Raw genomic sequence first — 24,702 nt, 5'->3', positions numbered from 1 at the left:
TCACCCGGCCTGCGCGAACATCGGATCGGTTCCGTACCGGTGCAGAGTTTCCGGGTCGAGGGCCACGCCGAGGCCAGGCACGTCGGGCACCGCCAGCATCCCTTCGGCGTCTAAGGCCCAGCCACCCAGGATCAGGTCGTCGATGTAGGCCGACCCGGTTTTGTACTCCACCAGATCGGTGGCGGCCAGCGCCGATGCCAGTTGCAGATCAGCTGCCAGACCGACGCCGGTATTCCACCCATGCGGCACCAGTCGGATCCCCCGGTCCTGAGCGGCCCAGCCGATCCGTCGCGACTCGCTCAACCCACCACCCTTGGTGGTGTCGGGTTGCACGATGTCGAAAGCACCGGCCTCGATGAACGGAGCGAACGACTGGCGGCGCGTGAGGACCTCACCGCCGCTGATCGGGATCTTGGAATGGCGGCGCAATGCGACGAACCCGTCGACGTCGTCGGGGGCGAGGGCCTCCTCAAACCAGGCGACATCGTAGGCGGCGAGCATGTCGGCCGTGCGTTTGGCCCAGGACAACCCGCCGGGGAAAAACGCCTCCGATCCCCCCGCGTCAACAGCGAGCATCCGGTCACCGACGGCGTCGCGCGCCGCGGCCACCGTACGCTCATCAGTCGCAGAATCGACACGCCCGAATTTCCACCACCCGATCTTGAAAGCGGTGAACCCCTGGGCGACCAGGGTCTCCAGATTCTCGGTCATCGCGGGTGTCTCGTCCATCAGCACGGATGCGTACGGGCGGACGCGATCTCGATAGCGTCCCCCGAGCAGCCGGCCGACGGGCTGCCCGAGCGCCTGACCGGCCAGGTCCCACAGCGCGATGTCGACTGCGCTGGTCGCGTGGGTCAGTGTCCCACCGCGGCCCATCCAGAAGGCGCTCTGGTGCAGAGTCTCGGTCACTCGTTCGACCTCCAGAGCACTCTGGCCGATGATCTGGGGACGCAGCAGATCCAGCGCGGCGCGCACCAACCCCTCCGCGGTGAACGAGCTACCGAGACCGACATGGCCGGTGTCGGTGTGCACTGCGACGAGCGTGTGCACAACGTCGTCGGGGCGCAGTTCGTTGGACCATCCGCCTTCCGGCGTCGCCCCGCGCAGCCCGCAGGTCTCGATGCGTTCGATCTTCATCTGGTGTGTTCCTTCGTGTTGTGAGTGCGACGGCAGCGCAGCAGTCGGCCCGGCAGCGTGCCGGTGTGCTGGCCCTCTGTGACCACGGCCGTCCCGTTGACCCAGACGTGGCGGGCCGCAGAGGCATAGGCCTGCGGTAACACCCAGGTGTCGGTGCGCGCGAGGATGTCCGGGTCAAGGACCACGACGTCGGCATACTTGTTCGGCCGCAGGTATCCACGGTCGCGGATGCGGAAGTGGTCGGCGACCATGCCGGTCATCCGGTGCACCGCGTCCTCGAACGTCAGCGTGCCCGCAGGCACGTGATGGGCCAGGTAATGCGTATGACCGAAGTAGAACAGCGGGTGCCGGGTGCGGGTGTGCAGGGCGCCATCCCGCCGGGTGGTGAAAGCGTCGACGCCCAGCAGGAAGTGGTCGTGACCGATCGCGTCTGCGAGGTGGTCCTCGGTGAACAGATGTCCGAGCAACTGCACGTTGCCGATATCGGCTCCGGCGGCGGCCAGGATGTCGAACAAGCACTCCCACTCGTCGCGGCCGTGACGAGCAGCGATCTCCGGGAACGTGAGTCCTTCCCATTCCGGATGGGTAATGGACACACCGAGACTGACCCGTTCCCAATGGCCTCGGTGGACGAAGCGCCAATACCGGTCGCAGTCAGCCCTCACCCGGGCCCGTACCTCGTTGTCGTGCAACATCTGCGCGGCTTCGGCGGCGGGACGTTCGATGAGCCATCCCGGAAGCAGCCCCGCGGCCATCCCGATCCCGTGCGGGTACGGCGTCATGTCGGCCAGCACCTCGCTGCCGCGCCGGCGCTCGTCGACGACCCGATCGACCGCCCGGTGCCATGCGCCGGGATCAGCCCCGGTCCCGTACCGGACGTTGAGGTGTGACAGTTGAGCCCGCACCCCGCCCTGATGGACCACGTCGAAGAACTCGTCGACGGCGGCGCCGAGCCCACTGTCCCGATTCCGGATGTGACTGGCATACATGCCATCCCGCCGACCGACGACACGGGCGAGGTCGGCGAGCTCCTGGCGGTCGGCGAATCGTCCGTCACCGTACTCCAACCCGCTCGACAGCCCGATAGCTCCGGCGTCGAGGGCGTCCTCTACCAGCCGAATCCGCTCCCTGCACTCGTCGACGCCGGTCGATTCGGCATTGGATCTGGCCGCCGATCGGATCGCGGTGTGACCGACGAACCACACCAAATTCTGCGCGGTCCTGGCGCTGTGCACGGTGTCCAACAAGGACCCGAAGCTGCGCCAGTCGACGGGCCCCTCGTAGCCCATCGCCCGCAGCGCACTCTGCGCGGATTCGACGGCGGCCGCCCCCAGCGGCGCGTAGGTGACACCACAGTTGCCCACCACCTCGGTAGTGACACCCTGGTGAATTGTGCTGTACGCCTCCGCATTCCCAAGCACTGACCAGTCGCTGTGGCTGTGCGGGTCGATCAAACCGGGCAGGACGTACATGCCGCTGGCGTCCACCACCCGGTGAGCCTGGACATCGTGCGACAGTCCGAGGTAGGCGATGCGGTCGTCCGCGATGCCGATGTCACAGCGCCTGGGGACTGCACCTGCGCCGTCGACGATGTCGCCCCCGACTATCAGGGTGTCAAGAGCCGGCATGTCAGAGCACCTTGCTGAGGAACTCGCGCGTTCTGGGCTCCCGAGGTGATCCGAAAAGCGCTGCTGGCTTGTCGATTTCGATGACGCTCCCGTGGTCCATGTAGATCACCCGGTCGGCTACCTCGCGTGCGAATCCCATCTCGTGGGTGACAACCACCATCGTCATCCCGTCGGCGGCCAGATCTTTCATGACGGCAAGGACCTCGCCGACGATCTCCGGATCCAGCGCTGAGGTCGGCTCGTCGAACAGCATGATCGCCGGATCCATGGCGAGCGCTCTGGCGATGGCCACCCGCTGCTTCTGACCACCGGAGAGAGAGTCGGGATAGACCTGCGCCTTGTCGGCCAGCCCGACTCGATCGAGAAGTGCCCGGCCGCGATCACGGGCCTGGCTCTTGGTGTGCTTGAGCACCCGTTGGGGAGCCAGCGCGATGTTCTCCATGACCGTCATGTGCGGGAAGAGATTGAAGTGCTGGAACACCATTCCCACATCACGGCGGATGACGGCGAGATCGGCGGGCAACTCATTGGGCCCGAGTCGGTGACCGTTGATGACGATGCTGCCGTGTGACGGGCGTTCCAGCCCATTCATACACCGCAGCAACGTGCTCTTACCCGACCCGGAAGCGCCGATGATGCACACCACCTCGCGTTCGCTGACCGAACACGAGATCCCCCGCAGTACCTCGTTGTCGCCGAAACTCAGCCGGAGGTCCTCAATTTCGATCATTTCCTTGCTCCCGGGGTCAGGTTGGTGAGCGCATCTGCGAACTTCGGCGCCGGCACTCTGGTGCCGAGTCGGCGTTCGTAGCGGCGGGACAATGTGGACAGCACGAAACAGATCACGAAGTAGAAGGCGCCGACCACGGTGTAGGCGAGTATCGGATCCGCGGTCTGCGAGCTGACGATATTGGCAGCCCGCGTCAACTCGATCAGGCCTATGACAGCCACCAGTGAGCTGTCTTTGATGAGGATGACCAGAAAACCGACGCCCGGTGGGACGATCAGGCGGGCCGCCTGCGGAAGGATGATGAAGCGCATTCGGTCGGGGTAGCTCAGGCCGAGAGCGTCCGCCGCCTCGAACTGCCCGCGCGATACGGCCTCGATACTGCCGCGCACCAACTCACCGATGTACGCCGAGGCGAAGATCGACAGCGCTATCACCGCCGCCCAGTACTCGGCGAGACCGCTGCCGGGCACCAGCAGTGGCACCCCGAAGTACACGAAGAAGATGACGAGCAGCACCGGGATACCTCGGATGATCGCGATGTAGATGGCGCTGACCCATTTCAGGGGACGCACGGTCCCGGCGGCCATCAAGCCGATCACCAGCCCCAGAAGACCGCCGAACACTACCGACAACGCGCAGATCTGGATGGTCACCACCGCGCCTTGCAGGATCAAAGAGAGGTGCTGCCAACCGAATTGTTCGAACATCACGCCACCTTCCAGGCGATGAGGCGCGTTTCGATTACCCGCGAAACGCCGGCGATGAGGAAAGCGACGCCGAAGTACATCAGGCCGCCGACGGTGAGCGTCTCGATCGTCCGGAATGTGGTTGAGGTGATGCCCAGCATCGCGTGCATGAGGTCGGGCAGTGCAATCACCGAGGTCACCGAGGATGCCAGGAACAGGAGGATGGTCTGGTTGGTGATCGCCGGCAGAACATTGCGCATCGCCGGCGGTACCCGGACCCGCCAGAAGGTGTCACGTGCGCTGAGCCCGAGCGCTTCCCCCGCTTCCCGCAGGCCTGCTGGTACAGACTGGAATCCGGCCCGATAGATCTCGGCCATGTATGCGGCGTTGTTGACCGTGAGCGCGACGATGCCCGCTGCGATCGGATCCAGGTTCACACCAGCCTGCGGCAGCGCGAAGTACACCAGATACAGCTGGAGGAGAAGCGGTGTGTTACGGATGATCTCGATGTAGGTGCCGGCCACGGCGCGCAGGGCGCGAGTGCCGGAGGTGCGCCCGGCGTAGAGGAGGATTCCCAGCGCGCCGCCGGCCAGCGCAGCGGCGAAACTCACCGCGATACTGATCGCCAGTCCCGTCAGAAGTGGACCCAGGTGGGGCAGAACGTCGCCGTAGTAGAGCTGCATCTTCGGCTGCTCGGCCTTACTTGATGAGCTCGGGGACGTCCATCCCGAGCCATCTGTTGTACGACTCGTTGGCGGCCTGCCCGATGTTGTAGTTCATGATGAAGTTGTTCAGGTAGTTCAACCACAGCTGGTCGCCCATCTTCACCCCGAAGGACACCAGCGACGGTGCCAGCGCCGGGGCGTCCAGAACCCGGACTGCGTCGCCCTCGCTGTCACGGATGTCGGCGACCACTGCTGTGCTCTCCATCAGCGCATCGACCTTCCCGCTGCGCAGTGCTTGGATCGAATCCGCCACTGCTTCGAACAAGCTGGCATTCGCCTGCGGGAACTGGGCCGCCAGGATCGTGGCCGGCACGCTTCCTCGGGTGGCGGCGACGTTCCTTCCGGTCAGGTCCTCATAGGTGCGGATGTCGCTGCCCGCGGGCACCACCACGAGTTGTCCTTCCGAGGCATACGGACGGGTCATTGCGACCACCTGCGCCCGCTCGTCCAGATTGGTCAGCGCGGCGATGATGACGTCGACCTTGCCGGTCTCAAGCATCGGGATGCGACTGGCGTTGGTGGTGCTGATGAACTCGACCTCGGCGCCCAGCGATTCGGCCAGGGCGCGCGCCTTGTCGATGTCGAATCCTTCGTACTGGCCCGAGCTGTTCATGACCCCATAGGGCGGGGCATCGGCGAATACCCCGATCGACACCTTCTTGGTTTGGAGGACCTTGGTCAGAACGCTCGGGCCGGCGCCCACCGCACCGTTCCCCGAACCCGATGACGTACAGCTGGTGACCACCAGAACCGTCATCAGCGCAACAACCACTGCCAGTAGGCCTTTTCGCATTGTCATCCTTCGGTAGAGGTCGGCGGCTCGATGGCCGTTCGGCGGCGAGGTGTGGTGCCCCACCATCCAAATTTTTGGAGATTATCTATAATCGGTAATCTGTGCAAGGGTGTCTGAGAGAAGTTCGCGGTCCCGCGCGCTCACTGGATGCCTAGGATGAAATGCGCGCAGGCACGGCGCAGAGGGAGAAACCGCATGACTCACGCCGAGGGACTGGGTGCCACCGCTCCAGCCCCACTGGCCGCGTCGCGCCGACACCAGATTGCGGATTGGCTGCGGGAGCAGATCGTCAAAGGTCTCATCGCACCGGGAGCGCAACTCAAACAGGACGTCCTGGCCGCGCATCTGCGCACCAGCCCGGGGCCGGTCCGGGAGGCCCTGCGTCAACTCGAGAGCGAGGGACTGGTTCAGCACATCCCCAATCGCGGAGCCTTCGTCACCTCGGTGAGCTCCGACGAACTGCTCGGGGTTCTGTTGCCGGTACGGTTGGCCATCGAATCCTTCGCTGTCGGAACAGCCGGCGCGGATCCCACCACACTTGACGAGTTACGGCACCTCGTGGAACAGATGAACGTCGCCGCCCAAGCAGGTGATCTGGATCAGCTCAATGAGCTCGACGTGACGTTCCACGAATCAATCGTTCGCAGCGCGCATTCCGACCACGCACTGCAACTGTGGGCCAGCGTGCAACCCCGGATCAGAATGCAGATCCACCGCTTGGCCCGTCGGCACTCGACTCCCTTCGCAATCGCCGAAGAGCACCGGGTACTTCTCAACTCGATCGAGCATGACGAACCCGAACAACTTCGCTGTACGCTGGAAGACCACATCGTGACCAGCGCGCGTCGGCTTCTGGCGCTCGAAACCGGTTCTGCGTCAGTGATTTCCGAAACGTAGTGCCGCGCGGCTACCGCCGATCGGGTAACGGGTCACGAGTCCGACCTGACCGAGAAGATCGTCGTCGTGTCGTGAATCTTGCAGTGCGCTCGCGCGGCGATGCCGTTCCCAGTCTCACTATAGGGCCGGGGTGGGGGCTTGCGGCAAGGCCCCGTACCTCGGGCACAATCGCCGGGCCACAGGAACGCAGGGGGTTTGTATGTCGGAGATGACCGGTACGCCAGAACGATTCGTGGTTCACGAGTCAGGCGCCTACCTGCACGGCACGAAAGCCGACCTTGATGTGGGCGACCTGCTGATGCCGGGCCAGCCGTCCAACTTCGACGCGGGCCGGGTCTCGAACCACATCTACATCACCAGGACTTTGGATGCGGCGGTGTGGGCGGCCGAGCTGGCTGTCGGGGAGGGCCGCGGCCGCGTGTACATGGTCGAACCGCTCGGGGCCGTCGAGGACGACCCGAATGTGACGGACAAGAAGTTCCCGGGGAACCCGACCCACTCCTACCGCAGCCGCCAGCCGGTGAGGATCGTCGGTGAGCTCACCGACTGGGTGGGACATCCGCCCGAGCAGCTTGAGGCGTTTCGGGCCGGGCTGGAGGAGTTGCGCCGCAAAGGGCTCGACGTCATCTACGACTGAAACCGTGCCGGAGGCAGCAGGCGCGGCTACCGTCGGCCTGGTGACGCAGTCACGACCGCGACGTGCCCGGCTCTTCGCCGTCGGGGCCGTCGCGCTGATCATGGTGTCTGCGGCGTGCGGGCATCCGCTGCCCCCTACGCCGTCCACCGGCACCCCGACAGCACCGATACCGTCCGCCCCGGTGGCCGCGTCACCCGCACCCGCGGTCCCCGAGGTGACGCCGACCGGTGATTTCTCCGCCGTCTCCCGGCTCGTCGCGGAGGCGATCGCGGCGCATCGACTACCCGGCGCCGTGGTGCAGGTCGGGCACGCCGGCAAGATCGTCTTCCGGCAGGCGTTCGGCGCCCGCAAGCTCGCCGGTGAACCCGGTCTGGACGGGAAACCCTCCCCCTCCGAACCCATGACCGAGGACACCCTCTTCGACCTGGCGTCGCTGACCAAGAGCGTCGCGACCACCACTGCCGTCATGCAGCTTTATGAGCAGGGCAAGATCCGTATCGATGAACCGGTGCAGACATACCTGCCGGACTTCAACCCGGCCGGCGATCCGCGCCGCGCACAGGTGACGCTGCGCATGCTGCTCACCCACACCTCGGGCATCGCGGGTGATCTCAGTCTGGACGGCCCGTGGGGACTGGACAAGCCCGACAAAGCCCAGGGAATCCGCCGCGCGCTCGCCGCGTGGGTGGTGTTCGATCCCGGCGAGCGCTTCCACTACTCCGACATCAACTTCATCATCCTGGGCGCGCTGCTGGAGAAAATCAGCGGCGAACCCGAGGATGTCTACGTCCACGACCACGTGTTCGCCCCACTCGGGATGTCGGACTCCCGCTATCTGCCCGTCGCCAAAGCATGTGGGCCACGTCGGATCCGGGGTACGGCGATCGCACCGGATCCGCACGGACCGGAGCCGGGCCGTTGTCCGGCGGGCACGTGGAGCACCGAGCTGCTGGCGCGCGTCGCGCCGACCGCCCGGGACGAGGACGCGCCGGCCCTGAACCCCGACCACTGCCACCCGCTTCGCGGGACCGTGCACGACCCCACGGCCCGCCGCATGGGCGGGGTGTCCGGAAGCGCCGGGGTGTTCTCCACCGTGCACGATCTGGGCCGGTTCGCGCAGGCTCTGCTCGACCGGCTCGCCCACCGCCCCAGCGCTTTTCCGCTGCGGCAGCCGAGCGCCGAGGCGATGACGACGCCGCAGCAGCCCGGACACGATCCCGCTCAGATCGAGGCGGGACAGGATCTGCGCGGTCTCGGCTGGGACATCGACACCGCGCACTCCAGGCCCCGAGGGTCGGTCTTCCCTGTCGGTAGCTTCGGCCACACCGGCTTCACCGGGGTGTCACTGTGGATGGACCCGCGGTCGGACACCTACGTGATCGTGCTGGCGAATGTGATCCATCAGCGCGGCGGTCCACCGATCGCGCCGCTGAGCGGCGCGGTGGCCACCGAAGCGGCCCGTGCGCTGCATCTTTACGGCAGCTAGCCGGCCGGCGCACTGTGGCGGAGATTACCTCGTGCTCCGCACAACGGCTCGGATGCGGGGAAATGTCGGTCCGGCCGTCTACCATTCCTGCGGCACCCCGCCCAGCCTCGACGGAAAGCAACAGCAGTGAGTTACACCGCCGCCGACATCACCGAGCTCGACGATGTCCAGCACACACGCCTGCGGCCGGCGGTCAACCTCGGTCTCGACGTCCTGAACACCGCCTTGCGCGAGCTGATCGACAACGCGGTCGAAGAGGTGGCCGATCCGGGTCACGGCGGATCATGCGTGACCATCACCCTGCACGCCGACGGCTCGGTCAGCGTCGCCGACGACGGCCGCGGACTGCCCGTCGACACGGACCCGACGACCGGCAAGAACGGCATCGTCAAGACCCTCGGCACCGCCCGGGCGGGCGGCAAGTTCTCCGCGCACACCGACGCGGCCAGCACGGGCGCCGGCCTGAACGGCATCGGCGCCGCCGCCGCGGTCTTCATCTCCGCCCGCACCGACGTGACCGTCCGCCGGGGCGGCAAGACCTACCTGCAGAGCTTCGGCCGCGGCTACCCCGGCGTGTTCGAGGGCAAGGACTTCGATCCGGACGCCCCGTTCACCCGCGCCGACACGCAGAAACTGCGCGGTACCGGTAACCGCAAGCCCGACGCGCACGGCACCACGGTGCGCATCCTGTTCGATCCGGCCGTCGTACCGGATTCCACCGTCGACATCGGCGAGGTGCTGCTCCGCGCCCACGCCGCGGCGCGCATGTCCCGCGGTGTGCACCTGGTCGTCGTCGACGAAGGCTGGCCCGGCGACGAGGTGCCGCCGGCGCTGCTCGAACCGTTCAGCGGGCCCTGGGGTACCGACACACTGCTCGATCTCATGTGCACCGCCGCCGGCACGCCCGCACCGGAGGTACGGGCGGAGGTGGAAGGCCGCGGCGAGTACACCACCGGGCGCGGGCCGACCCCGTTCCGCTGGTCACTGACCGCCGGCCCGGCCGAACCCGCGACGGTCGCCGCGTTCTGCAACACGGTGCGAACCCCCGGCGGCGGATCACACCTGACCGCCGCGGTGAAGGGCCTCTCCGAGGCCCTGGCCGACCGCGCCTCCCGGATCCGCGACCTGGGCCTCGCCAAGGGCGAGGACGGCCCGGAACCGCAGGACTTCGCCGCGGTCACCGCGCTGGCCGTCGACACCCGCGCACCGGACGTGGCGTGGGACTCCCAGGCCAAGACGGCGGTGTCCTCGCGGTCGCTGAATCTGGCGATGGCCCCCGATGTGGCCCGCAGCGTGACCATCTGGGCGGCCAACCCCGCGAACGCCGACGCGGTGTCACTGTGGACGAAGCTGGCGCTGGAATCGGCCAGGGCACGGCGCAGCGCCGAAGGGGCCAAGGCCCGGTCCCGCGCGGCGTCGAAAGCCAAGGGCCTGGGAACCAACCTGTCGTTGCCGCCGAAGTTGCTGCCCAGCAGGGAAACCGGGCGCGGATCCGGTGCCGAGCTGTTTCTCTGCGAGGGTGATTCGGCGCTGGGCACTATCAAGGCCGCGCGCGACGCCACGTTCCAGGCCGCATTCCCGCTGAAAGGCAAGCCTCCCAACGTCTACGGGTTCGCCCTGAGCAAGGCGCGGGCCAAAGACGAGTTCGATTCGATCGAACGCATCCTGGGCTGCGGGGTGCGCGACAACTGCGACCCGGAACTGTGCCGCTACGACCGGATCTTGTTCGCCTCCGACGCCGACCCCGACGGCGGCAACATCAACTCGAGCCTGATCTCGATGTTTCTGGACTTCTACCGCCCGCTCGTCGAGGCGGGGATGGTGTACGTGACGCTGCCGCCGCTGTTCGTGGTCAAGGACGGGCAGCAGCGCATCTACTGCCAGGACGAGTCCGAGCGCGACGCCGCGGTGGCGCAGCTGAAGGCCACCTCCAAACGCAAGGTCGAGGTGCAGCGCAACAAGGGCCTCGGCGAGATGGACGCCGACGACTTCTGGAACACCGTGCTGGATCCGCAGCGGCGCACCGTGATCCGGGTGCATCCCGACGACGGCGAGAAGAAGCTGCACCACACGTTGTTCGGCGGACCGCCCGAGGGCCGGCGCACGTGGATGGCCGATGTCGCCGCCCGCGTCGACACCGCCTCGCTGGACCTGACGTAGGGGAATCACCGTGACCGCCACCCTGGACGTTCCCGAACAGAACCCGGACCTGGTCCTCGACCAGAGCGCCGACGAGTACTGGAACCACTACCAGCTGACCTTCGCGCTCTACAGCGTCAGCGACCGCGCCATTCCGTCGGCGTTCGACGGCCTCAAGCCCGGCCAGCGGCGCCTGCTCTACCAGATGCACGAATCGCGACTGCTGCCCGGAAACAAGCCGCAGAAGTCGTCGAAGGTGTGCTCGGCGGTCACCGGCAACCTGCACCCGCACGGTGGCGCGTCGATGTACGGCGCCGCCGCACTGATGGCCGCCGACTTCCAGCGTGTGAAAGTCATTGACGGACAAGGCGCTTTCCCCCGCATACAGGGCGACATCCCGGCGGCCGACCGCTACACCGAGATGCGGTTGTCACCGCCCGGTGCGGCGCTGACCGCCGAACTCGACAGCCACGCGGTGCCGATGGTGCCGACGTTCGACGGCGAGTGGACCGAGCCCACCGTGCTCCCGGCCCAGTGGCCGGTGCTGCTGTGCAACGGCGCCGTCGGCATCGCCGAGGGATGGGCCACCAAGGTGCCCGCCCACAATCCCCGGGAGATCATGGCCGCGTGCCGGGCGCTGCTGAAGACGCCGAACATGACCGACGACCGGCTGGTCAAACTCATCCCGGGCCCCGACTGGGGGTGCGGGGCCTCCGTGGTCGGTACGGCCGGGCTGCGGGAATACATCACCACCGGCCGCGGCCAGTTCACGGTGCGCGGCACCGTGTCGGTCGACGGCAAGAACTGCATCATCACCGAGCTGCCTCCGGGTGTCGCGAGTAACACCGTGCAGGAACGGATCCGGGCGCTGGTGGAGTCCGGCGAGATGTCCGGGGTGGCGGACATGTCGGACCTGACCGACCGACGCAACGGGCTGCGCATCGTGGTCACCGCCAAACGCGGCCACAGTGCCGAGCAGATCCGCGACCAGCTGCTCGCGCTGACCCCGCTGGAGTCGACCTTCGCCGCCAGCCTGGTCGCGCTCGACGAGAACCGGGTGCCGCGCTGGTGGTCGGTGCGCGAGCTGATCGCCGCGTTCCTGTCGCTGCGGGATTCGGTGGTGCTGCACCGCAGCGAATACCGGCTGGAGAAGGTCACCGCCCGGCGCCACCTGGTGGCCGGTCTGATGACCATCCACCTCGACATCGACGCCGCGGTCGCGGTCATCCGCGGTTCCGACACCGTCGACGAGGCCCGTCAGGGCCTGCAGGAGCGGTTCGGAATCGACGCGGTGCAGGCCGATTACGTTCTGGCGCTTCAACTTCGCCGACTCACCAAGCTCGACGTCATCGAACTGCGGGCCGAGGCGGAGAAGCTGGACGCCGAGTTCGCCGAGCTCACCGAGTTGGTGGCCAACCCCGACGCGCGCCGCAAGGTGATCGATCAGGAGCTCGTCGAGACCGCGAAGCTGTTCAAGGGCCCCGAGTTCGATCGCCGCACGGTCCTCGACTACGACGCCACCCCGGTGTCCTCCGGTTCGAACGAGGACGGGCCGCGTGAGCGCAAGGTCAACACTGCCTGGCGCCTGGACGATCGCGGGGTGTTCTCCGACAGCCACGGCGAGTTGCTCACCGGCGGCCTCGGCTGGGCGGTGTGGACCGACGGCCGGATCAAGTTCACCACCGGCGGTGGCTTGCCGTACAAGATCCGCGATATCCCGGTCGCGCCGGACATCACCGGGCTGCTGCGGTCGGGGGTGCTTCCGTCCGGCTACCACCTGGCGCTCGTGACGCGACGCGGCAAGATCCTGCGCATCGACCCCGCCGCGGTGAACCCGCAGGGCGTGGCGGGCAACGGCGTGGCCGGCGTCAAGCTGTCCGGCGACGGGGACGAGGTGATCGCCGCGCTGCCGGTGTCGTGCGGCAACGGCGAGGCGATCCTGTCCGTGGCCGAAAAGAGTTGGAAGGTCACTGAAGTCGCCGACATTCCGGTCAAGGGCCGCGGCGGCGCCGGCGTCGGTTTCCATCCGTTCGTCAAGGGTGAGGACGCCGTGCTGGCGGCATCGATCTCGGCGACCGGGTACGTGCGCGGCAAGAAAGCCGTGCGCGCGGAGAACCGCGCCAAGGCGGCGATCAAGGGCTCGGGCGTGGAGGTGACCCCGGCGGGGTGACGGCGGGCAGGTCCGTGATGCACTCCGGCGGAGGTGCACATCGTGTCAACCCGAGCGCAGCTGTGCGGCGAGGTACGGCGCGGTGCGGCTTCGCTTGTGAGCCGCGACCACAGCCGGGGGCCCGGCTACCACCACGGTGCCGCCCTCGTCGCCGCCGCCAGGCCCGAGGTCGATGACGTGATCCGCCCCCGCCACCACCGACATGTCGTGCTCGGCCACCACCACGGTGTTGCCGGCATCGACGAGCCGGTGCAGCTGATTCTCCAGCAGTTCGACATCGGCCGGGTGCAGCCCCGTGGTGGGTTCGTCGAGCACGTAGAGTGTGTGACCGCGCTTGGCGCGCTGCAATTCCGTGGCCAGCTTGATGCGTTGCGCCTCGCCGCCGGACAGTTCGGTCGCGGGCTGCCCCAGCCGCAGGTAGCCAAGGCCCACATCCCGTAGCGTCGTCAAACTCCTTGCCGCGCTGGGTAGATCGCTCAGGAAGTCGGCCGCCTCGTCGACGGTGAGGGCCAGCACGTCGGCGATGGTGCGGCCGCGGTAGGTGACCTCGAGGGTCTCGTCCGAGTAACGGGCGCCGTGACACGAGGGACAGGTGGCATAGGTGCCCGGCAGGAACAACAGTTCGACCGCCACGAAACCCTCACCCTGACAGGTGGGGCAGCGGCCCTCGGCGACGTTGAACGAGAAGCGGCCTGCGCTCCAGCCTCGCCGACGGGCTTCGTCGGTGCCGGCGAACGCCTTACGGACTGCGTCGAAAAGCCCGGTGTAGGTCGCCAGGTTCGACCGCGGAGTGCGTCCGATCGGCCGCTGGTCCACGGTAACCAGACGGTCGATCAATTCGGCGCCCTCGACGGTCACCCCCACACTGGAGTCGGCGTCGATGTCCAGCAGTTCGGCCTCACCGTCGGCGCCGACGTCGTCGGGTTCGACGGAGTTTCCCAACTGCCTTGCCATCACATCGCCGAGCACCTTGCAGACCAGCGTCGACTTGCCTGATCCTGACACCCCCGTGACGGCAACGAACACCCCCAAGGGAATCTCGACGTCGACGTCATGCAGGTTGTGGAAAGTGATGCCGCGCAACCGCATAACGCCAGACGGCGTGCGTGCGGATCGCTGGGCGGGCGGTCCGCCGGCGAACAGGAAACGACGGGTGACCGACGACTCGACGTCCGCGAGGCCGGCCACCGGCCCGCTGTAGAGCACGTCGCCGCCCCACTCACCGGCGCCGGGGCCCACATCGACGATCCAGTCGGCGCGGCGCACCACATCCATGTCGTGCTCGACCACGAACAACGAATTCCCGGCGCGCCGGAGCCTGTCCAACACGTTGAGCAGCGGTTCGGCGTCGGCCGGATGAAGACCGGCCGACGGCTCGTCGAGCACGTAGAGGACGCCGAACAGCCCGGCCCGCAGCTGGGTGGCCAGCCGCAGACGCTGCAGTTCGCCGGGCGACACCGTCGGTGTGCGGCGGTTCAGGCTCAGGTAGCCGAGCCCCAAGTCGACCAGCACGGCGATCCGGGCCACCAGATCGGAAGCGATCATGGTTGCCACTTCGGTGAATTCACCCGACTCGGTGGATTCGTAGGCCGCGGCAAATCCCGTCCTGATCGCCGCCGGCGTCAGAACTTCAGTGAGCGCCGTCAGTGGTAGGGCCGACAGCTCGGCGATGTTGCGGCCGGCGAATGTCACCGCCAGCGCTTCGGGTCGCAGCCCGGTGCCGCCGCAGACAGGGCAATCGGTGCTGTGCACGAACTGCAACACCCGGCGCCGCATCGCCGCGCTCTGCGAGTTGGCCAGCGTGTGGCGAACGTGGCGTTCGGCGCTGGAGAAGGTGCCGTTGTAGTAGTAGTCCGCGGTGACCGGATTCTGGCTCGGATCGATCTCAACGGTCGGTTGGTCCTCGGTGAAGAGAATCCACTCCCGTTGCCGTTTGGGAAGTTTGCGCCACGGTTTGTCGATGTCGTAGCCGAGCGTGATGAGGATGTCCCGGAGATTCTGCCCCTGCCAGGCTCCGGGCCAGGCCGCCACCGCGCCTTCGCGGATGGTCAGCGACGGGTCGGGCACCAGCGTCTGCTCGGTCACCTCGTGGATGCGTCCCAGACCGTGGCATTTCGGGCACGCGCCGATCGTGGTGTTCGGGGAGAACGCGTCGGAATCCAGGCGCTCCGTGGCCCCGGGCGGATAGGTGCCGGCGCGGGAGAACAACATGCGCAGCAGGTTCGACAGCGTGGTCACGGTACCGACGGTCGACCGCGACGTCGCACTGCCGCGGCGCTGCTGCAGCGCGACCGCCGGCGGCAGCCCGGTGATGTCATCGACCTTCGGGGCGTCCTGCGGCAGCAGCAACCGGCGCGCATATGGCGCCACCGACTCGAAATAGCGGCGCTGGGCCTCGGCGTAGATGGTGCCGAACGCCAGGGACGACTTCCCGGATCCCGACACCCCGGTGAATACGACGAAGGAATCGCGGGGGGCGGCGACATCCACCGACTTGAGGTTGTGCACACGGGACGCGTAGACCCGAAGGTACGGGTCCGGCTGGTGTGCCTCTGGTCGGGTACCGCCGTCCATCTGCACCATTGTGGACGACGCGGCGGCCGGTGCGCCGTACGAGCAGCTCAGAACCCGCTGGGACCGCGCCGGCTGCGATGTCAGGAGGTGAGCGCTCCCGGTCACCGGAAACCGACCACGGCGGACTCGGCGCCCAGTCGATCAGCCGACTAGCGGCAGTATGGAGCGATGGATGTCTTGGTGGTCGGGGCCGGACCCGCCGGGTTGGCGCTGGCCGGGGCCTGTGCCCGGCTCGGACTGGCCACCGGGGTGCTCGACCCGGCGCCGGACCGGCCGTGGCTGGCGACGTACGGGCTGTGGAGTCGGGAACTCCCCGCCGACCTGCCCGAATCCGTGGTCGCGGCCCGATCGGCCGGCCGGGCGATCGCGCTGACGGAGCACACGCTGGGGTGGGAGTACGCCGTACTCGACGTACCGGCGCTGCGTGCGCACCTGACCGACCAGTTGACCGGCGTGCGAGTCCATCGCGGCCGCGCCGTGGGATCCCCGCAGCCGGGGGTGGTCGCCCTGGCGGACGGGACACAGCTGCGCGCCTCGGTCGTCGTGGACGCCACCGGCCGGTGGCGCCCGCTGGACCGCCCGTCGCCGGAACGCACCCCTGCCGAACAGACCGCGTATGGATTGATCGTCGGCGAAGATGCGGCCGCGCCATGGGTCGCCCCCGGCGATGCGCTGTTCATGGACTGGCGCGCCGATCACGGCGAAACCGGTTGGCCGACTTTCCTCTACGCCGTTCCGCTGGGTGGCGGCCGGGTGCTGCTGGAGGAGACATCACTGGCGCGTCGGCCCGGCCTGCCGCTGGCGACGCTGCGGCGAAGGCTCCACTCGCGGCTGGCGCGGCACGGCATTGCGGTCCCGGAAGACGCACGCAGCGAGAAGGTTTCGTTTCGAGTCGACCATCCCCGGCATCGCGGCCACGGCGTGCTCGGATTCGGAGCGGCCGCGCCCCTGATCCACCCGGCGACCGGATTCAGCGTGGCGGCCTCGTTGACGCTCGCCCCGCGGGTGGCCGGCGCTCTCGCGGCCGGCCTGCCCGACGGTCCGGACAAAGCGCTGGCTGCCGCCCAGGACATGGTCTGGCCGCTCGCGGCACGTGTGGTTCACCGCCTGCGGCGCATCGGTTTGGAAGCGCTGCTGCGGATGCCTCCGGGCGAGGTGCCCGGCTTCTTCGATCAGTTCTTCGCTCTGCCCGACACCGACCGCTGGACCTACCTGACTGCGCGCGACGATCTTCGCGGAAATCTCGTCACGCACGGTCGGCTCTTTCGGGTGTCGAGCGGCCGGTTGCGTCGTCGCCTCGTGCTGCCGGCCGTGCTGCCGCCACTGCGCACCAATGACACGGTGGGCTCGGCTCGATGACCGCCGGTCGCGCGGGTCGGTCGCGGGGTACAGCGTTGACCCGGCCCTCTGGTCGAAAACCCTCTCGAAGGAGACTCATGCGTCGGCGGCCGCTGCTGAATCGGGCGATCACGGGAACGGCGTTCGTCTGTGCCGCGCTGCTCGTCAGCGGTTGTGAGGCCCAGGTCTGGGGTACGCCCCCGGCCGCCGGGGACGCCCCGCAGGCGACCGTCGCCGCCCCGCAGGCCCCGCCTCCTGCACTGCCGCAAGCCCCTCCTGACCGGCCGGCCGAGTCATTCGCCGGGCTCGACGCACGGGTGCAGCAAGCCACCGCCGACGCTGCCGCGTCCGGGGCCGACATCGAGATCGCCGTATTGGACCGCAACACCGGCCAGGTCGTCTCCAACGGGGCCGACAAGCCCTTCCCGATCGCCTCGGTGGTCAAGCTGTTCATCGCCGACGACCTGCTGCTGCAGGCGTCGCAGAGCGAGACGCCGCTCTCCCCCGCCGACCGCAAGTCACTCGACGTCATGCTTCGCTCCTCCGATGACAGCGCCGCCCAGAACTTCTGGGACCGCGGCGGGCAGAACGCCGTGATCGCGCGCATCGTCGACCGGTACGGATTGACGGGCACCATGGCCCCCTACAACGGGCACTGGGATGTCACCCAAAGCACGGCAGGCGATCTCGTCCGCTACTACGACATGCTGCTGGACGGCACCGGAGGGCTACCGCCCGAACAGGCCGACGTCATCGTCGACAACCTCGCGAGATCCACTCCGACAGGAACCGACGGCTACCCGCAGCGCTTCGGCATCCCCGACGGGCTCAACGCCGAACCCGTTGCGGTCAAACAGGGTTGGTTCTGCTGCTGGAACGGCGGCAACCAGTTGCACGTATCCACCGGCGTGATCGGCCCCGACCGCCGCTACGTGATGGCGATCAGCTCGCTGGACCCGACCGATGAGGCCAGCGCCCGCGAGAACATCACCCAGGCAGTCAGGACGATGTTCCCCGGCGGCCGAATCTGACGCTACTCGATACCGTCACCGCGGCTTCGTCGGAAGGGCCTGAACGCACCGGCGCCGCAGTGCCGTTGTAGGCCAACGGGTTTGGCATCACACCATCGAGGGTCGCCGGCAGACTGCGATGGTCAGCTGGAGCCCGGGGCGTCGAGAGACGCCTCGTACGCCTTGGTCAGCCAGTACACGGTGCGATCGAGGGTCGGAAGAATATCGGTGATGGCGATCTCGCCGGCGGCGAATCTGCCGAGCAGCCCGTAGATGACATTCGACAGGATCGCATCCAGGCTGGCCACGAACTCGTCGTCCACACCGGCCAGCAGCTCCAGGCCGGCCGGGCCCACGATGTCCAGCCCACGCCGGAACAGTTTCAGCCCCCCCGGCGCCGACCGCACCCGGAAATACGCCGTGAGCATGCCGGGATGGCGCTCCCATGGCTCGAAGATGGTCCGCATCAGCCCCATCAGAGCGGCGTAGAGCGTGGTTCCCGGCTCCCGTGGCCGCGCTTGCACCCCTGAGTACCGGTGCTCGGCCAGCCAGACCTCGATGGCCGCGACGATCAGTTCGTCACGGGTGCCGTACCGCTTGTAGATGGTGGCCAGAGAAGTCCGAGCACGCCGGGCGACTTCACGAAGTTGCACCGCTTCATAGCCTTCGGTTTCGAGGATGTCCACCACGACGGCCACGATGCGGTCGTCGCCACCGCGCCCCCCGCTATCCGGGTCAGCCACCCGAACCCCCTTGCCGTGTCTGAGTAACTCAGTTACCGTACCTGGTGTAACCGTGTTACTCATTCCCGAGCGGTGTGCACGACGTGGCCCGCGGTACGAAACGAGGATCGATGGGCTCTCTGGACGGCAAGGTCGCGTTCATCACCGGTGTGGCGCGCGGACAGGGGCGCAGTCACGCGCTACGCCTGGCCGCCGACGGTGCCGACATTATCGGTATCGACATCTGCGCCGACATCGCCTCGAACGGCTACCCGATGGCTTCGCGCGAGGAACTGGACGAGACCGTCGCGCTGGTCGAGGCGCAGGGCGGCAAAATGCTCGGATCGGTAGCAGACGTCCGAGACTTCCACGCGGTGAGAACGGCCCTGGACGCCGGTGTCGAACACTTCGGTCGTCTCGACATCGTCTGTGCCAACGCCGGTATCGCCGCGATGGGCTTCCGCCAGTTGACTATCGAGGAAGAACTCGAGATGTGGACCGACGTGGTGGACGTGAACCTGGTCGGGGCGTTCCACACTGCCAGAGCCGCCATGCCGCACCTGATCGACGGTGGCCGGGGCGGCTGCATCGTCTTCACCAGCTCCACCGCCGGACTGAGGGGATTCGGCGGTATACAGGGGGGCGGCCTCGGCTACGCGGCCTCCAAGCACGGGATCGTCGGCCTGATGCGGACACTCGCGAACGCCCTTGCACCGCATAGTATTCGCGTCAACACCGTCCATCCGACCGCAGTCAACACGATGATGGCGAACAACCCCGCCATGACGGCGTTCCTGGAACATTATCCCGACGGTGGACCTCACCTGCAGAACCCGATGCCGGTCTCGCTGATCGAGCCCGAGGATGTCAGCGCCGCGATCTCCTACCTGGTCTCGGATGCCGGCAGGTACGTCACCGGCGTCACCTTCCCCGTCGACGCCGGCTTCTGCAACAAGCTGTAGGCGACGATGACCGAGACGACAACGACCGGCCGGGCCGCAGGCAAGCGCGTCCTCATCACCGGCGCCGCGAGGGGTATGGGCCGAAGCCACGCGGTCCGATTGGCCGAGGAAGGCGCCGACCTGATCCTCGTCGACATCTGCGCCTCGTTGCCCGCGGTCGAATACCCGTTGGCCACCCGCGAGGATCTCGACGAGACAGCGTCACTCGTGGCTGCATTGGGACGCCGAGCGGCCACCTACGTCGTCGACGTCCGTGACGAGTCGGCGCTGGCGGCCGCCGTCGCCGACGGTGTGTCGCAGTTGGGCGGGTTGGACGCCGCGGTCGCCAACGCCGGGGTGTTGACTGCCGGAACCTGGGACACCACTACCGCCGAGCACTGGCGCACCGTGGTCGACGTCAACCTCATCGGCGCCTGGAACACCTGCGCGGCGGCGCTGCCTCACCTAATCGAGCGCGGGGGAAGCCTGATCAACATCAGTTCGGCGGCGGGGGTGAAGGGCACTCCTCTGCACACCCCGTACACGGCGTCCAAGCACGCCGTCGTCGGGATGAGCCGCGCCCTGGCCAACGAACTCGCGGCGGTCAATGTCCGGGTCAACACCGTGCATCCGACCGGCGTCGCGACCGGCATGCGCCCCGATTCGCTGCATCACTTGCTCGCCGAAAAGCGACCCGACCTGGCACCGCTGTTCGGCAACGCGCTTCCGATCGTCATGGCCGAGGCCGTCGACATCAGCAATGCAGTGCTGTTCCTCATCTCCGATGAATCCCGGTACGTCACCGGGTTGGAGTTCAAGGTCGACGCCGGCGTCACGCTCCGATGAGCGGCACCCTGGGAAAGGACACCCTATGACCAGCGTCGAGACCGGCCGCTTGGAGCGTGGCAGAAGAGCTTTCGCCGAGGTGATGACGTTTCCGGCGCCCGACGACGCCTCCCCCGCGACGACCACCCTGCTCGACTTCGTCTACGCAGAGGTCTGGCAACGGCCGGCCCTGACCCGACGCAGCCGGCGGTTCGTCACACTGCCCTGCGTGGCCGCCGCCGACGCGGAGGGGGCGCTCCGCGATCACGTGTACGCAGCACTCAACAGCGGCGACGTATCGATCGTCGAGATGCGGGAAACCGTATTGCATTTCGCCGTCTATGGCGGCTGGCCGAAAGCCTCCCGGTTCAACATGGTGGTGGACGAACAGTGGGAGAGGATCAACCGCGAGCACGGCCGGAGCACCCCACCGGCAGAACCCCTGCTGCCCCTGCCCACCCCCAGTGATCCGGAGGCCCGGCTGAGAGTCGGCGAGCAGACCTTCAAGACCGTCAACTGTCTTCCGTATGCCCCCGGCCGCGACAATCCGTTCTCCGGTGCCGGCATCCTCAATTTCGTCTTCGGGGAGATGTGGTTGCGCCCGGGCCTCGGGATGCGGGAGCGCCGCTTGGTGACGGTGGCATGTGTGGCGTTTCAGGACGCGCCCTATCCGATTCTGAGCCACGTGTACGCGGCGCTGAAAAGTCGGGACCTTTCCTTCGATGAAATGGACGAACTTGCACTGCATTTCGCCGCCTACTACGGCTGGCCCAAAGCCAGCCATCTCAACCAGGTGATCGCCGAGCAGAAGCAGCGGGTGACCGAAGAATGGGCGGACGAAGCCTCGTGACAGACTCCGCGTCGATGCCACCCGGCGTGTTCGGTGACGTGGTGGGCCCGCTCATCGGCGGTGACCGGCTCACCACGACATCGGGCGCCCGGCACAGCCACATCTTCCCGGCGACCGGCTTGCCCAACGCCACGGTGGCGCTCGCGGGTGAGGCGGAAGTCGACACGGCGGTCGCCTCGGCCGCGGACGCTCAACGGCAGTGGCGGGAACTGCCTGTCGACCGCCGGCGCGACCTGATGATCGACCTGGCCGACGCGGTGCATGACGACCTCGAGCAGCTCGCCGAACTCAACGTGCACGACTACGCGGTACCGGTGTCCTTCGCCGGGACCGCCCTCATGCTGGAGCAGTTCCTCAGGCATTTCGCGGGTTACGCCGACAAACCCCACGGGTCGAGCACGCCGGTGAGCGGCTCGTCCGATCTCAACTTCGTGGAGCGGGAACCGTACGGCGTGGTGGCCGTTCTCGCACCGTGGAACGGGTCGCTGGCGGTGGCCGCCTCCTGCGTCGCGCCCGCCCTGGCCGCCGGAAACGCCGTGGTCTTCAAGCCCTCCGAACTGGCGCCGTTGGCGGCACGACGATTCGGTGAGCTGTGCGTCGAAGCCGGCCTGCCACTCGGTCTGGTCAACGTCATACCCGCCGCTGCCGAGGGCGGAAGCGCACTCGTTCGGCACCAGGACATCGGCAAGATCTGCTTCACCGGCGGAGGCGAGACCGCCCGACGGGTTATCCGGGACGCCGCCACGCATCTCACCCCTGTCGTCGCGGAATTGGGCGGCAAGTCAGCCGGCATCGTCTTCGACGACGCCGATCTCGAGCTCGCGGTGGCGCTGTCCGTGCACCAGGGGCTACTGATGCAGTCGGGTCAAAGCTGCGCGTGCGCCAGCCGCATCCTGGTTCATCAATCGGTCTACGACGCCTTCATCGAGAAGTTCCTCGCCGCGGTCGCCGTCGCCAAGATCGGTGACCCCTTCGACCCCACGGTCTCTTTCGGACCGGTGATCAGCGAGTCCTCAGCCGATCGCATCCTGTCCGTCATCGCCGCCGCCACGGAAGCAGGATCCGGTGAACTACTCACTGGCGGAACACGACTCGGCGGCGCTCTGGCCTCCGGCTACTACATCGAGCCGACGGTGTTCGGTGCCGTGGACAACACCTCGGATCTGGCGCAGATTGAAACCTTCGGCCCGGTGTCGTCGGTCATGCGCTTTGCGGAGGAGTCTGACGCGGTGCGCATCGCGAACGACACCCGGTACGGACTCAACGCGTTCGTCCACACCAATGACCTCAACCGCGCACATCGCGTGGCACGGCAACTGGAAGCCGGTTCGGTCTGGGTCAACCAGAACAGCCGAATCTCGCCGCAGGGGCCTTACGGCGGATACAAACAGAGCGGCTTCGGCCGAACCGGCGGCGCCGCCGGCCTGCACGAGTTCCAGCAAGTCAAGAACATCCGGATAGGTATGCGCTAGCGGCTGCCGCTCCGGTCAGGCACGGCTCGCCGGGCATCGAATGACCGGTGCTCCCCGGGTGGGCTTCCCGGTGCGGGTGGGTACACCCAAGCCCATGGCAGACCCCACGGAAGAGCAGGAACCTCGCGGCGACCAGTCAGATGATCGCCATCCCGTCGTCATCTTCGCTCCGCTCCCCGTTCTCACGGTGACGGTCGAGGACCGTTCGGGCGAAGCCGACATCCACGTCCATGCCGGAGGACAGGGTGTCTGGCAGTCGCGCATGATGTCGTCGCTCGGTGTGCCGGTCGTGTTGTGTTCGGCGCTCGGCGGGGAGACGGGTGATGTCCTCGGGCACTTGCTGCCCATCTGCGACGTCACCCTGCGCGTGGTGCCGGTCAGCGCACGAAACGGCTCGTACGTACATGACCGTCGCTCGGGCAAGCGCGAAGTCGTCGCGGAGGCCTCGGGCACTCCGCTGGACCGCCACGAACTCGACTCGCTCTACGAGCTCACTCTCACCGAGGGACTCACCCACGGCCGGGTCCTGCTGTCCGGGCCGCAGGAGAAGGACGTGGTGCCCGCCGACCTCTACCGGCGACTGTCCACCGATCTGGGCGCCAACGGCTGCAAGGTGGCCGCCGACCTTTCCGGCGACCGGCTCGAAGCGGTGCTCGCCGGCAAGCCGGACCTGATCAAGGTCAGCCACGAAGAGCTCCTCGACGACGGGCGGGCGAAGTCCGACGACGCGCAGGATCTGGTCGCGGCCATGCACTCCATGCGAGACGAGGGTGCGGGCACGATCGTGGTGTCGCGGGCGGGTTCGGCGCCGGCCCTCGCCCTGCTCGACGACCGTGAACCCGACGGCGGCGGACCGCGCGGCGGTGACGTCGTCGAGATCTGCATGCCGGCGTTGGAGCCGGCGGATTCGGCGGGCGCCGGGGACTCCATGACCGCGGGCATCGTCGCCGCGCTGGCGAGCGGTCGCCCGCTGCCCCGGGCGTTGCAGATCGGCGCGGCCTGCGGAGCGCTCAACGTGGTGCGGCACGGGCTGGGTACCGGCGGTGCCCGGGCCGTCGAGACACTCGCCGAACGGGTGGAGCTGCGCCGATGGACGAAGTGACCGTCCCGATTCAGGAGGTTGGCTCGTGCCCCTCGCACTCGTGACCAACGACGACGGGATCGACTCCGCAGGCTTGCACGCTTTGACGTTCGCAGCGCTGGACGCCGGGTTGGACGTCATCGTGGCCGCGCCGGCCGAGCAGGCCAGCGGCGCGAGCGCCGCGCTCAGCGCCGTCCGCCGCGACGGTCGCACGGTCGTTGAGCCCCGGCAATTGCCCGGCCTCGACGTGCAGGCGTGGGCGGTCCACGCCCAACCGGGACACATCGTCGCCGCCGCCCTGAACGGCTGGTTCGATCCGCGTCCGGATCTCGTGCTGTCCGGAATCAACCACGGCGCCAACGTCGGCCGGGCCGTCTTGCACTCCGGCACCGTCGGCGCGGCACTCACCGCCAAGATCAGCGACACCCGCGCCCTGGCGGTCTCGCTGGACGTCGCCTTGAATCCCACCGGCGAGCGGCACTGGAGAACAGCGGCCGGACTGCTCGCACCGGTGCTGGATTTGCTGTTCGATACACCCGCGGGCACCGTGCTGTCCCTCAACGTCCCCGATCGGCCCGCGGCGGAGGTGGGTCCGATCCGCCACGCGCGGCTGGCCCGGGGCGGGGCGGTGCAGACCCGGGTCGAGGAGGTGCGCGACGGCGGCGTGCGCTTGAGTGAGGTGGAGGTGTCCGACGAGCCGGAAGAGGGCACCGACAGCGCACTGCTCGACGCCGGGCACCCGACACTGACCGAGCTGCGGTCGGTCGAGGCGGATGAGGGCGGGATCGTCGCCACATGGTTGGCGGCACAGCCCGGTCAAGATCGCGGATAGCGGTCGGCCGATCACCGGCCCGCGGCGTG

General features: G+C 67.7%; 21 protein-coding genes. 13 read left to right on the top strand and 8 right to left on the bottom strand.

The genetic code is table 11. The features are described 5' to 3' along the window. The 6 genes from ACXMYJ_RS15985 to ACXMYJ_RS15960 are packed head-to-tail and all read right to left on the bottom strand — an operon-like array spanning position 1 to position 5,663. The gene (locus tag ACXMYJ_RS15985; protein ID WP_260756034.1) at positions 1–1,137 is read right to left on the bottom strand and encodes a mandelate racemase/muconate lactonizing enzyme family protein; all 1,137 of its coding nucleotides are present in this window, start codon (positions 1,135–1,137) and stop codon (positions 1–3) included. Next, positions 1,134–2,765 (bottom strand): N-acyl-D-amino-acid deacylase family protein, encoded by a 1,632-nt coding sequence (locus ACXMYJ_RS15980; protein ID WP_460357559.1) that lies wholly within the window; start codon positions 2,763–2,765, stop codon positions 1,134–1,136. Before ACXMYJ_RS15980 ends, ACXMYJ_RS15985 begins: the two co-directional genes overlap by 4 nt. A 1-nt stretch (position 2,766) precedes the next feature. Next, positions 2,767–3,495 carry an amino acid ABC transporter ATP-binding protein gene (locus ACXMYJ_RS15975; protein WP_260756036.1) on the bottom strand — a complete coding sequence of 243 codons (729 nt, stop codon included), beginning with the start codon at positions 3,493–3,495 and terminating at the stop codon, positions 2,767–2,769. Beyond that, positions 3,492–4,202: an amino acid ABC transporter permease gene (locus tag ACXMYJ_RS15970; RefSeq protein ID WP_260756037.1), complete on the bottom strand. Its 711-nt coding sequence runs from the start codon at positions 4,200–4,202 to the stop codon at positions 3,492–3,494. Before ACXMYJ_RS15970 ends, ACXMYJ_RS15975 begins: the two co-directional genes overlap by 4 nt. Further along, a complete protein-coding gene (locus tag ACXMYJ_RS15965; RefSeq protein WP_260756038.1) occupies positions 4,202–4,864 on the bottom strand; it encodes an amino acid ABC transporter permease in 663 nt (220 codons plus the stop codon). The genes ACXMYJ_RS15970 and ACXMYJ_RS15965 overlap by 1 nt, the downstream gene beginning before the upstream one ends. A gap of 16 nt (positions 4,865–4,880) precedes the next feature. Then, the gene (locus tag ACXMYJ_RS15960; protein ID WP_260756039.1) at positions 4,881–5,663 is read right to left on the bottom strand and encodes a transporter substrate-binding domain-containing protein; all 783 of its coding nucleotides are present in this window, start codon (positions 5,661–5,663) and stop codon (positions 4,881–4,883) included. A 231-nt stretch (positions 5,664–5,894) separates the two neighbouring features. Here ACXMYJ_RS15960 and ACXMYJ_RS15955 point away from each other — a divergent pair, with 231 nt between their 5' ends. The 5 genes from ACXMYJ_RS15955 (at position 5,895) to ACXMYJ_RS15935 (ending at position 13,028) form a co-directional block, all read left to right on the top strand. Continuing rightward, positions 5,895–6,596, top strand: coding sequence for a GntR family transcriptional regulator (locus ACXMYJ_RS15955; RefSeq protein ID WP_260756040.1), 702 nt, complete (start codon positions 5,895–5,897; stop codon positions 6,594–6,596). Between the two features lie 208 nt (positions 6,597–6,804). Continuing rightward, positions 6,805–7,233, top strand: coding sequence for an NAD(+)--rifampin ADP-ribosyltransferase (gene arr, locus ACXMYJ_RS15950; protein WP_260756041.1), 429 nt, complete (start codon positions 6,805–6,807; stop codon positions 7,231–7,233). A 40-nt stretch (positions 7,234–7,273) separates the two neighbouring features. Then, entirely contained in the window at positions 7,274–8,719 is a 1,446-nt protein-coding gene (locus tag ACXMYJ_RS15945; protein ID WP_260756042.1) for a serine hydrolase domain-containing protein, read from the top strand. A gap of 126 nt (positions 8,720–8,845) precedes the next feature. Next, positions 8,846–10,879 carry a toprim domain-containing protein gene (locus ACXMYJ_RS15940; protein ID WP_260756043.1) on the top strand — a complete coding sequence of 678 codons (2,034 nt, stop codon included), beginning with the start codon at positions 8,846–8,848 and terminating at the stop codon, positions 10,877–10,879. A gap of 10 nt (positions 10,880–10,889) precedes the next feature. Further along, positions 10,890–13,028 (top strand): DNA gyrase subunit A, encoded by a 2,139-nt coding sequence (locus ACXMYJ_RS15935; RefSeq protein ID WP_260756044.1) that lies wholly within the window; start codon positions 10,890–10,892, stop codon positions 13,026–13,028. Positions 13,029–13,073: 45 nt separating this feature from the next. Here the strand turns inward: ACXMYJ_RS15935 and ACXMYJ_RS15930 are convergent, their stop codons facing one another. Beyond that, a complete protein-coding gene (locus ACXMYJ_RS15930; protein ID WP_260756045.1) occupies positions 13,074–15,602 on the bottom strand; it encodes an excinuclease ABC subunit UvrA in 2,529 nt (842 codons plus the stop codon). 168 nt (positions 15,603–15,770) lie between these two features. On the opposite strand from ACXMYJ_RS15930, the gene ACXMYJ_RS15925 reads away from it, so the two are divergent. Both ACXMYJ_RS15925 and ACXMYJ_RS15920 read left to right on the top strand, forming a co-directional pair. Beyond that, the gene (locus ACXMYJ_RS15925; RefSeq protein WP_260756046.1) at positions 15,771–16,961 is read left to right on the top strand and encodes a lycopene cyclase family protein; all 1,191 of its coding nucleotides are present in this window, start codon (positions 15,771–15,773) and stop codon (positions 16,959–16,961) included. A 77-nt stretch (positions 16,962–17,038) separates the two neighbouring features. Then, positions 17,039–17,971: a serine hydrolase gene (locus ACXMYJ_RS15920; protein WP_443188271.1), complete on the top strand. Its 933-nt coding sequence runs from the start codon at positions 17,039–17,041 to the stop codon at positions 17,969–17,971. A 122-nt stretch (positions 17,972–18,093) separates the two neighbouring features. Here the strand turns inward: ACXMYJ_RS15920 and ACXMYJ_RS15915 are convergent, their stop codons facing one another. After that, complete coding sequence (locus tag ACXMYJ_RS15915) at positions 18,094–18,693, bottom strand: TetR family transcriptional regulator (RefSeq protein WP_460357547.1); 600 nt, start codon at positions 18,691–18,693, stop codon at positions 18,094–18,096. Between the two features lie 110 nt (positions 18,694–18,803). Between ACXMYJ_RS15915 and ACXMYJ_RS15910 the strand changes: the two genes are divergently transcribed. The 6 genes from ACXMYJ_RS15910 to surE all read left to right on the top strand — a co-directional run bounded on the left by ACXMYJ_RS15910 (position 18,804) and on the right by surE (position 24,673). After that, positions 18,804–19,634 (top strand): mycofactocin-coupled SDR family oxidoreductase, encoded by an 831-nt coding sequence (locus ACXMYJ_RS15910; protein ID WP_260756049.1) that lies wholly within the window; start codon positions 18,804–18,806, stop codon positions 19,632–19,634. Between the two features lie 6 nt (positions 19,635–19,640). Then, a complete protein-coding gene (locus tag ACXMYJ_RS15905) occupies positions 19,641–20,459 on the top strand; it encodes a mycofactocin-coupled SDR family oxidoreductase (protein WP_260756050.1) in 819 nt (272 codons plus the stop codon). A gap of 25 nt (positions 20,460–20,484) precedes the next feature. After that, a complete protein-coding gene (locus tag ACXMYJ_RS15900; RefSeq protein ID WP_260756051.1) occupies positions 20,485–21,288 on the top strand; it encodes a carboxymuconolactone decarboxylase family protein in 804 nt (267 codons plus the stop codon). A gap of 14 nt (positions 21,289–21,302) precedes the next feature. Further along, entirely contained in the window at positions 21,303–22,760 is a 1,458-nt protein-coding gene (locus ACXMYJ_RS15895; protein WP_260757874.1) for an aldehyde dehydrogenase family protein, read from the top strand. Between the two features lie 94 nt (positions 22,761–22,854). Then, positions 22,855–23,862 (top strand): 1-phosphofructokinase family hexose kinase, encoded by a 1,008-nt coding sequence (locus ACXMYJ_RS15890; protein ID WP_460357542.1) that lies wholly within the window; start codon positions 22,855–22,857, stop codon positions 23,860–23,862. Between the two features lie 25 nt (positions 23,863–23,887). After that, on the top strand, positions 23,888–24,673 hold the full coding sequence (gene surE, locus ACXMYJ_RS15885) for a 5'/3'-nucleotidase SurE (RefSeq protein ID WP_460357539.1): 786 nt from the start codon (positions 23,888–23,890) through the stop codon (positions 24,671–24,673). The last annotated feature ends 29 nt before the right edge of the window (positions 24,674–24,702 follow it).

It is taken from the genome of Mycobacterium sp. ZZG, assembly GCF_054786995.1.
This window is presented reverse-complemented; position numbering and strand designations above follow the sequence as displayed.

Coding starts and splice junctions, on each gene's coding strand:
- ACXMYJ_RS15985 (WP_260756034.1), bottom strand. CDS start 1,137: ATGAAGATCGAACGCATCGAGACCTGCGGGCTGCGCGGGGCGACGCCG.
- ACXMYJ_RS15980 (WP_460357559.1), bottom strand. CDS start 2,765: ATGCCGGCTCTTGACACCCTGATAGTCGGGGGCGACATCGTCGACGGC.
- ACXMYJ_RS15975 (WP_260756036.1), bottom strand. CDS start 3,495: ATGATCGAAATTGAGGACCTCCGGCTGAGTTTCGGCGACAACGAGGTA.
- ACXMYJ_RS15970 (WP_260756037.1), bottom strand. CDS start 4,202: ATGTTCGAACAATTCGGTTGGCAGCACCTCTCTTTGATCCTGCAAGGC.
- ACXMYJ_RS15965 (WP_260756038.1), bottom strand. CDS start 4,864: ATGCAGCTCTACTACGGCGACGTTCTGCCCCACCTGGGTCCACTTCTG.
- ACXMYJ_RS15960 (WP_260756039.1), bottom strand. CDS start 5,663: ATGACGGTTCTGGTGGTCACCAGCTGTACGTCATCGGGTTCGGGGAAC.
- ACXMYJ_RS15955 (WP_260756040.1), top strand. CDS start 5,895: ATGACTCACGCCGAGGGACTGGGTGCCACCGCTCCAGCCCCACTGGCC.
- arr (WP_260756041.1), top strand. CDS start 6,805: ATGACCGGTACGCCAGAACGATTCGTGGTTCACGAGTCAGGCGCCTAC.
- ACXMYJ_RS15930 (WP_260756045.1), bottom strand. CDS start 15,602: ATGGACGGCGGTACCCGACCAGAGGCACACCAGCCGGACCCGTACCTT.
- ACXMYJ_RS15925 (WP_260756046.1), top strand. CDS start 15,771: ATGGATGTCTTGGTGGTCGGGGCCGGACCCGCCGGGTTGGCGCTGGCC.
- ACXMYJ_RS15920 (WP_443188271.1), top strand. CDS start 17,039: ATGCGTCGGCGGCCGCTGCTGAATCGGGCGATCACGGGAACGGCGTTC.
- ACXMYJ_RS15910 (WP_260756049.1), top strand. CDS start 18,804: ATGGGCTCTCTGGACGGCAAGGTCGCGTTCATCACCGGTGTGGCGCGC.
- ACXMYJ_RS15905 (WP_260756050.1), top strand. CDS start 19,641: ATGACCGAGACGACAACGACCGGCCGGGCCGCAGGCAAGCGCGTCCTC.
- ACXMYJ_RS15900 (WP_260756051.1), top strand. CDS start 20,485: ATGACCAGCGTCGAGACCGGCCGCTTGGAGCGTGGCAGAAGAGCTTTC.
- ACXMYJ_RS15895 (WP_260757874.1), top strand. CDS start 21,303: ATGCCACCCGGCGTGTTCGGTGACGTGGTGGGCCCGCTCATCGGCGGT.
- ACXMYJ_RS15890 (WP_460357542.1), top strand. CDS start 22,855: ATGGCAGACCCCACGGAAGAGCAGGAACCTCGCGGCGACCAGTCAGAT.